This is a genomic window from Rhizobium sp. H4 (genome assembly GCF_003013335.1).
Classification (GTDB): domain Bacteria; phylum Pseudomonadota; class Alphaproteobacteria; order Rhizobiales; family Rhizobiaceae; genus Rhizobium; species Rhizobium sophoriradicis.
The window spans coordinates 23183-38030 of sequence record NZ_PSOW01000004.1; the positions used below are offsets into that span (position 1 = coordinate 23183).

Sequence of the window (14848 nt, forward strand, 5' to 3'; positions counted from 1 at the left end):
AAGAGAAATTTTGCGCGCTCTTCTGGAAAAGAAAGATCGGCGGCGCGGCAGAAGGGGAGAAGAGGCCATGACCATACTTCACGCGAGGACGGCGCTGACGCCGCAAGGCTGGCGGAAGGACGTGCGGCTGACGCTCGAAGCCGGGCGCCTCGCGCGGATCGAGGTGGGCGTTGCCGCCGCACCCGGCGATGAGCGCCATGCCCTGATCGTCCCGGCCATGGGCAATCTGCACAGCCATGCCTTCCAAAGGGCGATGGCCGGTCTTGCCGAAGTGCGCGGTCCCGCCAACGACAGCTTCTGGAGCTGGCGCACCGTCATGTACAAATTCGCTTTGGCGATGACGCCGGAGCATGTCGAGGCGGTCGCGGCCAAGCTCTATGCGGAGATGCTCGAGGCAGGCTTTTCCCGCGTCGGCGAATTCCACTATCTCCATCACGACAGGGATGGCGGCGCCTATGCCAATATTGCCGAGCTTGCCGAGCGCATCGGTGCGGCGAGCCAGGAGACCGGCATCGGTCTGACGCTTCTACCGGTTTTCTATGCCCATTCCGGCTTCGGCGGCGCTCAGCCGATCGACGGCCAGCGGCGCTTCATCAATTCGCTCGAAAGCTTCGAAAGGCTGATAGAGGGATGCCGGGCGGCGACCGGCCGGCTCGATGGCGCCGAACTCGGGCTTGCGCCGCACAGCCTGCGCGCCGCGACGCCCGATGAATTGGCGATGCTCGTGCCGATGGCGGGCGACGGCCCGATCCATATCCATGTCGCCGAGCAGGTGAAGGAGGTCGAGGATTGCGTCGCCTGGTCGGGCGCGCGGCCTGTGGAATGGCTGCTCGACCACATGCCGGTCGATCAGCGCTGGTGCCTGATCCATGCGACTCATATGACCGAGGACGAGACGCGGCGGATGGCGAAAAGCGGCGCGATCGCCGGCCTCTGCCCGATCACCGAAGCCAATCTCGGCGACGGCGCTTTTGCCGCGCCGCTTTTCCTCGAAGAAGGCGGGCGGTACGGCATCGGTTCGGATTCCAACGTGCGGATCTCCCTGCCGGAGGAGCTACGCCAGCTCGAATATTCGCAGCGTCTGGCGCTGCGCGCCCGCAACGTCATTGCCGCACCCGGCGGTTCGACGGCGCTTTGCCTGTTCAACCAGGCGCTTGCCGGCGGCGGCGCGGCACTGAAGGCGCCGGCCGGTCTCGCCGACGGCCATCACGCCGATCTCGTTTCGCTCGATACGTCGGCCGTTCCCTATCTCTCCGCCGACCAGATTCTCGATCACTGGCTGTTTGCCGGCGGCGTTTCCGTCGATTGCGTCTGGGCGCGCGGCCGCAAGCAGGTGGAAGGCGGCCGTCATCTCAAGCGCGAGGCCATCGACCGGCGTTTCCTCGCGGCAATGGGCGAATTGCTGGCCGGCTGAAAAAGCGCTTTTCATGGGCGAGGCATTCGGACTAGATCGGGAAACCAATCGGAACGTGGCGATGAATCAAAGCAGGGACCCCACCTTGCATCAGCGCATCCTGAGCGACATCGAGGGCCGTATCGTCTCGGGCGAATGGCCGCCGGGCCACCGCATTCCCTTCGAGGTCGATCTCGCCACCCAGTATGACGTCTCGCGGATGACGGTGAACAAGGTGCTGACCCAGCTCGCCAAGGCTGGCCTCATCGAGCGCCGCAAGAAATCCGGCAGCTTCGTCACCCAGCCGCAGGCGCAATCGGCCATTCTCGAAATCCACGACATCAAGGCCGAGGTGCAGTCGCTGAACCTGCCCTATTCCTATGCGGTTGCGAAGAAGGCGAGCCGCAAGGCCAAGGCGGAAGACAGCCGCCGGTTGGAACTGCCGGTCGCTTCCTCCGTCGTCGAGATCGTCTGCATCCACAATGCCGGCGCACGTCCCTTCTGCCTGGAAGAGCGGCTGATCAGTCTTGCGACCGTGCCGGAGGCCGCCGACGCCGATTTCCTGACGGTGGCGCCGGGGCCGTGGCTGCTCAATCAGGTGCCGTGGAGCGCCGCCGAACACCGGATCCACGCCGTCCCCGCCAATGCCGAGGTGGCCGCCGCCCTCGACATCGCCCGCAACGCCGCCTGCCTGGTGGTCGAGCGCCGCACCTGGAGCGGCGCCGGCCCGGTGACCCATGTGCGCTTCACCTATCCCGGCGATCGTCACGCGCTGGTGGCGCGGTTCACGCCGGCGTCACAATAAGCAAGGTTCCATATACAAGATAACGGGTGTTTTAGTCTTCGAACATCTTGCCGCTGCGCGCTTCGAGCCGGTAGCGATAGCCGGGATAGACGAGGCGGGCGGTCGAAACCACCTGTTTTGCCGACCATGTGCGTCGGCGGATCGTCAGGCAGGGCTCGCTCTTCAGAATGGTCAGTAGCTTGCATTCCCAGGCCTGCGGCATCGCCGCCTCGACGACGTGCTCGGAGCCGCTGAGCGGGGCGGCGGCCGTCAGATAGGCGTTCGGCGTCAGCGTCGTGAAATCCTGCTCGAGATATTCGGGAGCGGCCTCCGGATGGACGAACCGGTCCTCGATCTGCACCGGAACGCCGTTTTCGCTGTGGACGATCAGCGAGTGGAAAACGGCGGCGCCGATTGCCAGTTCCAAGGCGTCGGCAATCTCGGGAGAGGCGGTTTCCCGGGCGAGAATGACGACGGAGGCCTCATGGACATGGCCGCGTTCGGCGATTTCCTCGGCGATGTTGCGCACCTCGAACAGCGCCGAATAACCCTTGCGCTCGGCGACGAAGGAGCCGACGCCCTGGATGCGCACGAGCTCGCCCTCATTGGCGAGTTCGCGCAGCGCCCGGTTGGCGGTCATCTTGCTGACGCCGAGCTCGACGACCAGCTCGTTTTCCGACGGCACGCGGTATTTCGGCGGCCATTCGCCGCTGTGGATGCGATCGAGGATCACCTGCTTGACGCCGGCATAGAGCGGCGTGCTGTCATTTCCCGCCAGGTCGCGCTTCATCTCGCCGGACCGCTTCATTGCCTATTCCTTATGCACGGATTCAATTTGCCACATAATCGACTTTCCTCTTGCATATCACAAATTTTTTCATATGGTACCATATACAACCACCCCAATCGGTCCTTGAGACGAAAATAGGACGGAAAGGGCAAGCCGGCGAAGATCGGCGGAAGGTGCCGCAGGTCTGTTTCAACTCCAGAGGAGAATTCATCAATGAAATTCAGCGCAATCCTGTTTTGCGGCGTCGCCGCTCTTTCCGCCTTTGCCGCCCCCGCCTTTGCCAAGGACTGGACGAAGGCCACCATCACGCTTGAAGGCGCCTATGCGCCTTGGAATCTCACCAATGCAGACGGCACGCTCGGCGGCTTCGAGCCGGAGCTTGCCAAGGTGCTTTGCGAACGCGCCAAGATCGAATGCACGCTGGTCGCCTCCGACTGGGACGGCATGATCCCGGCGCTCAATGCCGGCAAGTTCGACGTCATCATGGATGCGCTGTCGATCACTGAAGAGCGCAAGCAGATCATCGATTTCACCATCCCCTATGCCGCGACGCCCGCTGCCTTCGCCACCGCCAAGGACAGCCCGCTGGCCAATGCCGCCGGCACCGGCGCCACGATCAAGATGACGCCCGGCCAGACCGGCGTGAAGGAGATCGACGCGCTGAAGGAACTCTTCAAGGGCAAGACGATCGGCATTCAGGCGGCGACCGTCTATGCCAAGTTCGTCTATGACAATTTCGGCGATATTGCCGAGATCCGCGAATACAAGACCGGCGCCGACCGCGACCTCGACCTGCAGAACGGTCGTATCGACCTCGGTTTTGACGATGCCGTCTATTTCGCCAACGCCTTCAAGGCCGCCAACGACACGCTTGCCTTCACCGGTCCCGAGATCGCCGGTCCGATCTGGGGCGAGGGCGAAGGCCTCGGACTGCGCAAGGCCGATACGGACCTGCGTGACAAGTTCAACGTGGCGATCAAGTCAGCGCTTGCCGACGGCACGGTCAAGAACCTCTCGATGAAGTGGTTCAAGATGGACGTCAGCCCCCAGCAGTAAGCGTTTCGGCCCTTCGGCCGCAGACACGGGTCTCCGGCTTTATCGCCGGGGACAGCGTGTTATTGTCAATCCACAAAACACTGCCGCGGACGGGGAACGGACGATATGGCAAGTTTGGAACTGCTTGGCTTCGGCTCGACGGGATGGGGCGCGCTGCTTATTTTCGCCGCCTTGATGACGCTCGCCGTCACCGCGACGGCGCTGGCGATCGGCGCGGTGCTGGGCGCGATCGTCGCGGGTGCGAAGCTCTCCGGCAATCCCCTCTTCGTGGCGCTCGGCAATGTCTATACGACCGTGTTTCGCGGCGTGCCGGAATTGCTGATCATCTATCTCATCTATTTCGGCGGCTCTTCGGCCGTCACCTCGATCGGCAAGGCGATGGGTTATGAGGGTTTCCTCGGCCTTCCCTCCTTTGCCGCCGGCGCGCTTGCCGTCGGCATCATCTCCGGCGCCTATCAGGCGGAGGTGTTCCGCGGCGCTTTCCTCGCCATTTCCAAGGGTGAGCTCGAAGCCGCTTCGGCGATCGGCATGCATCGCGGCATGCGCTTCCGTCGCATCATCATCCCGCAAGTGCTTCGCTTCGCCATTCCCGGCCTCGGCAATGTCTGGCAGCTCAGCCTCAAGGATTCCGCGCTGATCTCGGTCACCGGTCTTGCCGAGCTGATGCGCACCAGCCAGGTGGCGGCGGGTTCGACCCGGCAATATTTTCTGTTCTTCATCGCCGGCGGCTGCCTCTACCTGATCCTCACCAGCCTTTCCGACCGCATCTTCAACGGTGCGGAGCGCCGCGCCAACCGCAGCATGCCGGCTTCCGCCATGGGCCAGGCGTAAGGAGGCGATGATGGATTTCACCTTTCTCGCCTCGACCATGGTAACGCTGCTGAAAGCCGTGCCGACGACGCTGATCCTGTTTTCGCTGTCGATCTTCTTCGGCGGCCTGCTGGCGCTCGTCATCGTCACGATGCGGGTCAGCGGCAACCGCTATCTGTCCGGTTTCGCCAAGGGCTATATCTTCGTCTTTCGTGGCTCGCCGCTGTTGATCCAGATGTTCCTGGTCTTCTACGGCCTCGGCCAGTTCGGCGTCATCCGCTATTCCTTCCTTTGGCCGTTCCTGCGCGAGCCGATGGTCTGCGCCGTGCTGTCGCTGGCGCTCTGCACCGCCGGCTACACGGCGGAGATCTTCCGCGGCGGCATTCGCGCCGTTTCGCCGAAGGAGATCGAGGCGGCGCGCTCGATCGGCATGTCCGGCTTCCTGATGGTGCGGCGCATCCTGGCGCCGATCGCCTTCCGCCACGCGTTGCCGGCCTATTCGACCGAGATCGTGCTGATGATGAAATCGACGGCGCTCGCTAGCCTCGTCACCGTCTGGGAGGTCACCGGTGTCGCCCAGCGGCTGATCTCGCAGACCTACCGGACGATGGAAGTCTTCCTCTGTGCGGCGATCATCTATCTCGTTTTGAACTTCATCATCCTGCAGGGCATGGCCCTGCTGGAATATTCGCTGTCCCGACACCGCCGCGCGGCCCCGCAGCCGCTGAAGGCGTAAGCGATTTGACCTGATTGGAGCAACCATGCCAGGCGTAACCCGACTTTCGGTCCGCAATATCCGCAAGAGCTTCGGCACGCACGAGGTGCTGCGCGGCATTTCCCTCGATGCCGAGGATGGCGACGTAATTTCGCTGCTCGGTGCCTCCGGCTCCGGCAAATCGACCTTTCTGCGCTGCATCAACCTCCTCGAAACCGCAAGCGACGGCGAGATCTGGGTCGATGGCGAGCACATCGAGATGGTTCACAAGAACGGCAAGACAAGGCCGGCGAGCCAGAAGCAGGTCGACCATATAAGATCCGAGCTCGGCATGGTGTTCCAGTCCTTCAATCTCTGGTCCCATATGACCATCCTGCAGAACGTCATTGAAGGCCCGATCCATGTGCTGAAGCGGCCGCGCGCCGACTGCATCGCCGAGGCCGAAGCGCTGCTCGAAAAGGTCGGAATCGCAGACAAACGTCACGCCTATCCCGCCCATCTCTCCGGCGGCCAGCAGCAGCGCGCCGCAATCGCCCGCGCGTTGGCGATGAAACCGAAGGTGATGCTTTTCGACGAACCGACCTCGGCGCTCGATCCGGAATTGGTCGGCGAGGTGCTGCGCGTCATGCGCGCACTTGCCGAGGAGGGCATGACGATGCTCGTCGTCACCCACGAGATGAGCTTTGCCCGCAATGTCTCCAACCGCGTCGTCTTCATGCGCGAAGGATTGGTCGAAAGCAGCGGCAAGCCGGACGAGATGTTCACAACAGGCGCCACACCCGCCTTCCGCCAGTTCATCGGCCATTTCGGAACAGGGCAATGACGGTCATCATCGATCAAATACTGACCTGGCGCGACGTCGCGCGCGTCGGGGCGGGCGAAGCACTTGCGCTGTCGGCGGCCGCCTGGGCGCGTATCGAACAGGCAAGCCGTATCGTCGAGCGCATCGTCGAGACCGGCCTGCGCGCCTATGGCGTCAATACCGGCGTCGGCGCGCTCGCCGATACCGTCGTCGACCGTGCCTCGCAGAGCCTGTTGTCGCGCAGCATTGTTCTCAGCCATGCCTGCGGTGTCGGGCCGCTGCTCAACGCCGGCGAGGTGCGCGCCATTATCACCGCCCAAATCGCCAACTTCGCTCACGGCCATTCCGGCGTGCGCCGCGAGATCGTCCAGCATCTCACAGCCTTACTGGAGCATGATTGCATTCCCGACGTGCCGTCGAAAGGCTCAGCCGGTTATCTCACCCACAATGCCCATACAGCGCTCGTGCTGATCGGCGAAGGCAGCGCCAGTGTGGCCGGCCGGCGCATGAGCGGCCGTGAGGCGCTGGCGGCGATCGGCCTTCAGCCGCTGGTGCTCGGCGCCAAGGAGGGCTTGAGCCTCGTCAACGGCACGGCCTGCGCCACCGGGCTCACCGCCACGGCACTTTCGCGCGCCGAACGGCTGCTCGACTGGGCCGATGCCATCGCGGCGCTGACGCTGGAAGCGGCAGGCTGCCAGATCGCCGCCTTCGACGAGGCGGTGCTGGCGTTGCGCCCGTCGACGGGAATTGAAAAGGTCGGCGCCGCGCTCCGCGCACGCCTTGCCGGCAGCGGCCTCGTCGCCGCCGCCTTCGGCCGGCGCACGCAGGATGCGCTCAGCCTGCGTTCGGTGCCGCATGCCCATGGCGCCGCCCGCGATGTCTTCGACAATTCCGCCCGCATTGCCGATCAGGAGCTTGCCTCGGTGACAGACAATCCGGCCGTCTCGGGCACGCCGGAGCAGCCGATCGTCTCCTCAGAGGCGCATGCCGTCGCCCCGGCGCTTGGGCAGGCCGCCGACAGCCTCTCTATTGCGGTGGCGCAGATCGGCGCGATCAGCGAACGTCGCATGGACCGGCTGGTCAATCCGCTGGTGAGCGGCTTGCCGCCGTTCCTGGCAAGCGATGCCGGCAGTCACTCCGGCTTCATGATCGCCCAATATACCGCCGCCGCGCTCAGCAACGAAAACCGCCGGCTCGCCGCGCCGGCAGCCCTGGACGGTGGCCTGACCTCCGGTCTGCAGGAGGATTTCCTCGCCCATCCGGCAGCCGCCGCCGCCAAGCTGCTCGCCGTCATCGACAATGCCGAATATATCCTGGCGATCGAGCTGATGGCCGCGGCCCAGGCACATGATTTCCTGGCAGCGACGGCGGCGCGGGCGGTCGGCACCGATCTCATCTACAAGGTCGTGCGCGAACATGTCTCGCATTATGGCGACGATCGGCCGCTCAATGGCTATATCGAGGCTGTGCGCAGCCTGATCCGCGAGACGCGCCCGCCACCGATCGACTGAAGCGGGCGAGTGCGTCAGAAAGGCTTGCTGCTCGCTGAATCCTGCTTGGCCTTGTCGCCGACCTCGAGGCGTTTGAGGCATTGGGCGAAGGTGGGATAGAGCTGGTCGACCCTTGAGAGCGGCAGCGTCCAGTCGCCTTCATCGCCGGCAAAGGTCAGTTGCACGTCAGGGGTTCCGGAAAAGGAATTCTTGATAAGCTTCTTCAGACCGCCGCTGCCCTTGCTGCCTTTGGGCCAGAGGCGAAGCGTATTCTTGTCGAAGAATTCGGCGGCGACCACCTTCGTTATATTGCGATCGGTCAGCGTCACCTCGGTCTTCGTGCCGGCGGGAATGTCCCATGTGTTCTTTCCCACCAGCCAGAAAGTTTCGCTGGCGCTCTGACGAAATTCCATCGTCTTGCCCAGTTCGCTGTCCCACAGCAGCCGGCAAGAGGCGGGATGTTCGCTGGCAAAGCCGACCGACCATTGCCTTGCGCCGCCCATCCATTCGGTCTCGCCGAAGGCCGAGACCGGCGGCAGGACGGCTGCCATCAGAACCATCGCGGTCAGAATTTTCATCGCCGAACATCTCCAGGACAATCGGCTCCAGCCATAGCAAAAGAAGGTTGAGCCTTTGCTACCGCGCGTTCCGATATTGTCGGCGACAGCCCCAAGGTTGTTCCTCAATGCCGCAAGGCCTTGAATTTCCGGCTCACCTTGCCGATCTCGCGGGGATCGGCAGGATGAAGGGAGTTCGATGGCAGGCATGAGTGAGATGCAACGACGCGGATTTTTGGCGAGGCTCACGGCATATGAGCCACTGACACTGATCACGCTGGCATCGGTCGCGGGCGGCCTGTTCGTGCTGCAGCGGCTGACGAGCGAGGTTCTAGAGGGAGAGACCTTCAGGTTCGACGAGGCGATCTTGCTGGCGTTGCGCCGGGCGGACGATCTGGCAATGCCGATCGGACCGGCCTGGCTGACGCATGCCGTCGACGACATCACCAGCCTGGGCGGCGTAACGGTGCTCACCCTGCTGACGGTTCTCATCACCGTCTACCTTTTGCTCGACCGGCGCTGGCCGATCGCGATCTTCGTCTTTTCCTCGGTGTTGACGGGCTGGCTCGCCAGCGCCCTGCTGAAGATCCTCGTCGCGCGGCCACGTCCCGACGTCGTGCCGCATCTCGTCGAGGTCAGCGATCTCAGTTTTCCCTCTGGCCACGCGATGGTTTCGGCTGTGACTTATCTGACGCTGGGTGCACTCGTGGCGCGCACCCAGCGTTACCGCTCGACGCGAATCTTCGTGATGGCCTCCGGGGTCTTCCTGGCCGTCATCATTGGTCTCAGCCGGATATATCTCGGGGTCCATTATCCGACCGATGTCTTCGCCGGATGGTGCGCCGGTGCGTTGTGGGCACTCGGCTGCTGGCTTCTCTCGAAGCGGTTCATTTCAAGCCGTTCTGTCGACGATGGCACCTCAAGTGGGGTAAGCAAGATAGAACGGTGATGAGTCAAAGCGGCTCTCGACAGTGTCAGATAAGCGGGCGCCAAACGACTTGCGAGTGGTTCTGCGACACTGACATCCACATCGGCAGCCACGATGACCATTGTTTAGATTTACATCCTAATGCCAATGGTACTAAATAGAAAAAGCTGGTTCTGCTTCGACGATTCCATGAACAAGCCGCTGACAGAAGGGACGGAATGGGCCGCGAGAAAACATTCGATGGTGTGCCCGAGTTTCTCGCTGTCGCAAAGCGGCAGAGCGTTCGGAAAGCGGCCCTCGAGCTCGAAGTGACGCCGGGCGCTATCAGCCAGGCGCTGCAGAAGCTCGAGCGGCGTCTCGGAGTCCCCCTCTTCTACCGCACCACCCGCCGCATTGCATTGACGGAGGCGGGGGAGGCTTTGCTCGCAAAAATAGCCCCTGCGGCACAACTAATCGAGACAAGTTTAGGGGATGCGGTTCAGTCGTCCAACGAACCGTCCGGCACCCTGAAACTCATCGTCGAGCGCCTCGCACTGCCCCATGTCATAGAGCCGATTTTGCCAGCTTTTCGCAAAGCGTGCCCTAACGTAAAAATCGATATCACTGTAAGCAATTTGCACGGCGACATCGTTGCCAGCGGGTATGATGCCGGTATCATGATCGGATCATATATCGCCAAGGAGATGATAGCGGTGAGGCTTTCACCTTCGTTTAAATGGGCGGTGTTCGGGTCACCTGAGTACTTCAGAGAAAATGGCCGTCCGATGGCGCCCAGTGATCTTATCAAACACCAATGTGTCCGATTTCGTCGACCAGAGAAGGGCGATATTTACCGGTGGGAGTTCATCGAAAATGGACAAAATGTCAGCATGGAGCCGAACGGGCCCATTACAGTGAACGATGGGGAGCTCATGCGGAAGATTGCGTCTCAAGGCTTGAGCCTGATCTATTCATCAACCTTCCACGCATCACGAGAGCTCGCGAACGGGCAGCTTGAACCGGTCTTGCTCGACTATTCGCCGGGAACTGACGGGCTATTCCTATACTTTACCAAGACAAAGCAACACCAGCCGAAGCTCCGTGCATTCATTGATACGTGTTCTCAACTGAGGCGCTTGTAGGTCATCTGAAGTCCAGCGAAGAAAATTCGAATGATGCAGCCGTTTGCGGAGTTTCGTGGTCAGGCCTTGAGCATGCCGCCGGCCGCAACGATGGCCTCGGCAGTGTCGACGTCAATATGCGCACCTTGCCCGATATCAACTTGGATGCGAGCAAGTTTGGAATTCCCGATGACCCCGCGGGCGCCGCGATCTCCCTGCAGGTCTAAGATCGCCTGGTGCAGCGATCTTGGCAGGATCACCGGATTGCCTGGTCTTCCTTGCCCAGCAGCCTGCACGATCGCACGTCCCCCAGCGTCTTTGAAGGCAGCGATCAATCGATCGAGGTCCAAGCCCGATATGAACGGCATGTCCGCGAGCATGATCAGGCATCCGTCGGCCCCGCCCGCATAGGCGGCCTGCCAACCCGCTATGATCGAGCTTGCGATGCCGGATCCAAAATACGGATTGAATACCACGGTTACATCGACGCCTTCGAGCGCGGCTTCTATCTCGGGACCGCGGTAACCAGTGACCGCAAAGACCGCCGAGGCTTGGCTCGCGCGGGCGACGATCGCGGACCTGCGAACGAGTGATACGCCATCGAATTCAGATAAAAGCTTGTGCCGATGATTGTCACCCAAGCGCGTTGATCTGCCGGCGCAGAGCAGAACGATCGAAACCCCAATGTTTTGAGACCCCTGTGACCCCTCCACAACAGGCAGCGCCTTCAATGCTCGTTCATCACGCGGAGAACTTCCGCAATGACCGAGACGGCAATGGCGAAGGGACTTGATCTGCCAACGGGCAGCCCAACGGGAGATCTGAACTTGGCAATCTCTTCCTCGCTCAGCCCAAACTCCCTCAACCACCTGTCTTTCGCTGGGCGCTGTCTTTTGGCCCCCACCATGCCGACGTAACCGGCTTTCGAGCTCAGCGCTCTGGCAACGTCTTCCCTGCTGGCCTCGAAGTCATGATTGGCAAAAACGACAGCGGTCCGATGATCAAGCCGGAACTCTTCGAACACTTTCTGCGGGTTCGTCGTACGATAGAGTTGGGGCGCGATAGGGGGTGGCAAGTTCGGACCATGCGGCCGCACGAAAACGACCTCGAATTCTGCATCTTTTGCAAGTTTCGCGATAGCGAGCGCGGTCGGATCCGATCCGATGACGATAAGCCTTGTTCGGGGGCGGTATCGCACCCAATAGCGCTCAGCGTCGATCTGGCCTGCCTGCAGCGATTCCAGCTGACTTTGTTCGACGCCCACCAACTGAAATGACGGGTCAGTCTGGCATGAAGTGGTTATCCTGGACCTGCCATCGGAAATCCAGATCACTTCCTCTCGCCTCGCCATCGCTTCAAGGAGGCTTTGAACGACGGGATCCGAGGGGAGAACGCGCTCTACCGCAATAGTGATAGAGGCTCCGCACTGAAGTTGGATGTCGAGGAATGGGCTTCCTTGCCCATAGATCAACCTCCGCGGCTGTCCGTCAAGAAGCGCTGCCCCGGCATGAAGGGCGACATCCGCCTCTATACATCCCCCGGATAGAAAGCCCATCTTCCGGCGATCCGTGAAAGCCATCTGCGTTCCCACGGGGCGTGGCCCTCCTCCATCGGAATGGATGATGGTAGCAAGCGCAATTTTTCTCCCTCCGGTCAAGTTCGAGAGTGCAAACTGCAACGCGTCTTCCTTAACTCCAAAGATGGGCCACTCGGGATATGCCCAACCGGTAGGGGCCATGTGCAACTTGAATCCTTCCTTGAAAGTCAGGTCGGGCGAGGAGCGTGGTTTGGTAGCCAAGTCTGAAGGATACCGTGGCGCTGGGGGCGGGCGGGGCCCCGCGGCGCACAAGGCTTGGCGGATGCATCATGATGCCACCTCACTGAGCGGGAAGTGTCCTGAGATACGCTACGATGTCCGCACGATCGGCCTCGCTCAAAACACTCGTCGTCATGCGTGTGCCCCGCAGCATCTTAGAGGGTCCCGACAAGAAGGCATCGAGCGTTTCATCACTCCAGACGACAGCCGAATTCAAGAGGGCTGTCGAATAGCGATAGCCTTCCACAGCGCCGGCTTTTCTGCCGAACACGCCATTCAAGGCGGGTCCGGATTTGTTTTGCCCTTCGACCGAATGGCAAGCTGCACACCGGCTGAAGAGCTGCTCGCCACGAGCGGCATCTCCTTCCGCGAGCACTGTAGCGGGGCAGACGAGACTGATGATCGACACTGAAATGAGAGTGCTCAGAACCTGCATGACAATCTAGGCCTTCAACTCATCGGTATTGACCGGAAGTGTCCGCACCCGCTTGCCCACAGCCGCGAAGATGGCGTTGGTGACCGCCGGGAACACTGCCGAGGTCGCCGCCTCGCCTATTCCTCCCGGGGGCTCGGCGCTTGGAACGATGTGAGTTTCAACATGCGGCGCTTCTTCGATGCGCAGCGGCTGGTAGTTGTCGAAATTGCTCTGTTCGACACGACCGTCCTTCAGCGTGATGGCGCCGTGGAGAGCCGCCGTCAGACCATAAAGGGCGCCGCCTTCCATCTGCGCCGCGATCGTATCCGAGTTCACGGTCAGGCCGCAGTCCACAGCGGTGATTATGCGTAAAACCCGGACGGTGCCGTCCGCTCCCACAGTGGCGTCGGCAATCATTGCGAGGTAAGTGCCGAATGCGAATTGCACGGCAACCCCACGGCCCCGCCGGCTCGGCACTGGTTTGCCCCACTCAGCCTTCTCCGCGGCCAAGTCCAGCACTCTTAGCGCACGCGGGTTTTCGGTGAGCAGTCTTTTGCGGTACTCGACCGGATCGGCCTTGGCGGCGGCGGCAAGCTCGTCAATGAAGCTCTCCACCACAAACACGTTGTGCGAGGGGCCGACACCACGCCACCAGCTCGTGAGGACGCCCTGCGGTTCAACCTGCTTGAATTCGACGTGTATCGCTGGGAGCTTGTAGGGAGGATGGGCCGCGCCTTCCACCCCATCGGGATCAACGCCGTTCTGCATTGCGCCTGGCGCAATTCGAGCGAAGATCGAAGATCCGGAAACGCGATGCTTCCAGGCGACCGGGTTTCCGTCGGCATCGATCGCGCCTGACATTCGATCATAGTAGTACGGCCGGTAATAGCCGTGCTGGATATCTTCCTCGCGACTCCAGATGACTTTCACCGGCCCTTTGACCTGCATTGCCACCTTGACCGCATGGGTGATGCCGTCGACCTCGAGGCGGCGGCCGAACCCGCCGCCGACAATGTGATTGTTGATAATGATCCTTTCGGGCGCCAGTCCCGTAACCGTGGCTGCCGCCTGTTTGGCCGCGGAGAGATTCTGCGTTCCGACCCAAAGCTCGCACGCGTCCTCGCGTACGTGAACGGTGCAGTTCATCGGCTCCATCGCCGCGTGGGAAAGAAAGGGCAGTTGATATATGGCCTCGACTCGCGCCACCGCGTTGTCCAGTCCTTTCGCGACGTCACCCTCGCTCCGTGCTACGGCACCGGCTTCGAGGGATTCCTGATCCAGCTGTCTTATAATGTCTGCGCTGGACACTTGGGCATTGGGACCGTCGTCCCACTCGACCGCTGCCGCTTCCAGCCCCTTCTTGGCCGCTGCCGTATGATCCGCCAAAACCGCCACGGCGCTGTCAGTGAGCACCACCTGTCGCACCCCCTTGACCTGCAGCGCAGCCTGTTCGTCGACGGACTTCGGCTTCCCGCCGAGAACGGGCGAGATGGAAATCGCCGCGATCTTGGCACCATTGGGAAAAGCGTCGATACCGTACTTGAGAGATCCGTCGACCTTGCCAGGCGTATCCAGCCGCTTTGCAGGGGTTCCCAGGAGCTTGAATTCGCGGGGGTCCTTGAGTTTTACCATGTCTGATGAAGGCGCAGGAAGTGACGCGGCAGTGTCGACCAGTTGTCCGTAGGCCAGTTTCCGGGCTCCGCTATACTCGAAAACGAAGCCATCTTGCGCATGGCAAGTTGCGGGATCAGTATTCCACTCCTTGGCTGCTGCCTGAACGAGCAAGGTGCGGGCCGTCGCGCCGGCTATACGCAAGGGCGTCCAGAACGCGCGTATTGACGTGGAGCCGCCCGTCATTTGACGCCGGAGCATTGGATGGCCGTAGAGAGCCTCGTTAACGGGCGCTGGTTCCAGCTTTACAGCTTCAAGTGCGACTTCAAGTTCTTCAGCGAGCAGCATTGCCTGGGCGGTGTAGATACCCTGGCCCATTTCCACTTGCGGCATGACAAGAGTGACTGCTCCTTCGCGGTTGATACGAATGAAAGCGTTGGGAACAAAATCGCCCGCAGCCAACGCAAAAGCAGGACCGAGAGTGAGATTGACAACGAGACCGCTACCCATTGCAGCGCTGGCCTTGAGGAATTGGCGCCGATCCAATCGAGAGCCGAGAGTGCTGTTCGACATGATCTTTT

The 14848-nt window shown here is 61.6% G+C and carries 15 protein-coding genes; 9 read left to right on the forward strand and 6 right to left on the reverse strand.

Annotated features, from left to right (window positions below; genetic code table 11):
- Window positions 1-67 precede the first annotated feature (67 nt).
- Entirely contained in the window at window positions 68-1414 is a 1347-nt protein-coding gene (locus C4N04_RS06965; protein WP_106795675.1) for a formimidoylglutamate deiminase, read from the forward strand.
- Between the two features lie 61 nt (window positions 1415-1475).
- Window positions 1476-2198: a histidine utilization repressor gene (gene hutC, locus C4N04_RS06970; RefSeq protein WP_106795854.1), complete on the forward strand. Its 723-nt coding sequence runs from the start codon at window positions 1476-1478 to the stop codon at window positions 2196-2198.
- 31 nt (window positions 2199-2229) lie between these two features.
- Here the strand turns inward: hutC (C4N04_RS06970) and hutC (C4N04_RS06975) are convergent, their stop codons facing one another.
- The gene (gene hutC / locus C4N04_RS06975; RefSeq protein ID WP_106795676.1) at window positions 2230-2985 is read right to left on the reverse strand and encodes a histidine utilization repressor; all 756 of its coding nucleotides are present in this window, start codon (window positions 2983-2985) and stop codon (window positions 2230-2232) included.
- A gap of 195 nt (window positions 2986-3180) precedes the next feature.
- On the opposite strand from hutC (C4N04_RS06975), the gene C4N04_RS06980 reads away from it, so the two are divergent.
- The 5 genes from C4N04_RS06980 (at window position 3181) to hutH (ending at window position 7861) form a co-directional block, all read left to right on the forward strand.
- Entirely contained in the window at window positions 3181-4023 is an 843-nt protein-coding gene (locus C4N04_RS06980) for a transporter substrate-binding domain-containing protein (protein WP_106795677.1), read from the forward strand.
- Between the two features lie 105 nt (window positions 4024-4128).
- Window positions 4129-4854, forward strand: coding sequence for an ABC transporter permease subunit (locus tag C4N04_RS06985; protein ID WP_040140925.1), 726 nt, complete (start codon window positions 4129-4131; stop codon window positions 4852-4854).
- Window positions 4855-4864: 10 nt separating this feature from the next.
- Window positions 4865-5569: an ABC transporter permease subunit gene (locus C4N04_RS06990; protein WP_040111352.1), complete on the forward strand. Its 705-nt coding sequence runs from the start codon at window positions 4865-4867 to the stop codon at window positions 5567-5569.
- 25 nt (window positions 5570-5594) lie between these two features.
- Complete coding sequence (locus C4N04_RS06995) at window positions 5595-6371, forward strand: ATP-binding cassette domain-containing protein (protein WP_106795678.1); 777 nt, start codon at window positions 5595-5597, stop codon at window positions 6369-6371.
- The gene (gene hutH / locus C4N04_RS07000) at window positions 6368-7861 is read left to right on the forward strand and encodes a histidine ammonia-lyase (protein WP_106795679.1); all 1494 of its coding nucleotides are present in this window, start codon (window positions 6368-6370) and stop codon (window positions 7859-7861) included. Before C4N04_RS06995 ends, hutH begins: the two co-directional genes overlap by 4 nt.
- Before the next feature lie 14 nt (window positions 7862-7875).
- Here the strand turns inward: hutH and C4N04_RS07005 are convergent, their stop codons facing one another.
- On the reverse strand, window positions 7876-8418 hold the full coding sequence (locus C4N04_RS07005) for a hypothetical protein (protein ID WP_106795680.1): 543 nt from the start codon (window positions 8416-8418) through the stop codon (window positions 7876-7878).
- A gap of 187 nt (window positions 8419-8605) precedes the next feature.
- Here C4N04_RS07005 and C4N04_RS07010 point away from each other — a divergent pair, with 187 nt between their 5' ends.
- Both C4N04_RS07010 and C4N04_RS07015 read left to right on the forward strand, forming a co-directional pair.
- Window positions 8606-9346 (forward strand): phosphatase PAP2 family protein, encoded by a 741-nt coding sequence (locus C4N04_RS07010; RefSeq protein ID WP_096762944.1) that lies wholly within the window; start codon window positions 8606-8608, stop codon window positions 9344-9346.
- A 197-nt stretch (window positions 9347-9543) separates the two neighbouring features.
- On the forward strand, window positions 9544-10446 hold the full coding sequence (locus C4N04_RS07015; RefSeq protein ID WP_106795681.1) for a LysR family transcriptional regulator: 903 nt from the start codon (window positions 9544-9546) through the stop codon (window positions 10444-10446).
- Window positions 10447-10505: 59 nt separating this feature from the next.
- On the opposite strand, the gene C4N04_RS07020 is transcribed toward C4N04_RS07015, so the two are convergent.
- The 4 genes from C4N04_RS07020 to C4N04_RS07035 form a co-directional block, all read right to left on the reverse strand.
- A complete protein-coding gene (locus C4N04_RS07020; protein WP_106795855.1) occupies window positions 10506-11138 on the reverse strand; it encodes a nucleotidyltransferase family protein in 633 nt (210 codons plus the stop codon).
- 14 nt (window positions 11139-11152) lie between these two features.
- Window positions 11153-12163, reverse strand: coding sequence for an XdhC family protein (locus C4N04_RS07025; protein ID WP_106795682.1), 1011 nt, complete (start codon window positions 12161-12163; stop codon window positions 11153-11155).
- Between the two features lie 139 nt (window positions 12164-12302).
- Window positions 12303-12677 carry a cytochrome c family protein gene (locus C4N04_RS07030; RefSeq protein WP_096762895.1) on the reverse strand — a complete coding sequence of 125 codons (375 nt, stop codon included), beginning with the start codon at window positions 12675-12677 and terminating at the stop codon, window positions 12303-12305.
- A gap of 6 nt (window positions 12678-12683) precedes the next feature.
- Window positions 12684-14840: a molybdopterin cofactor-binding domain-containing protein gene (locus C4N04_RS07035; protein ID WP_106795683.1), complete on the reverse strand. Its 2157-nt coding sequence runs from the start codon at window positions 14838-14840 to the stop codon at window positions 12684-12686.
- Window positions 14841-14848 lie beyond the last annotated feature (8 nt).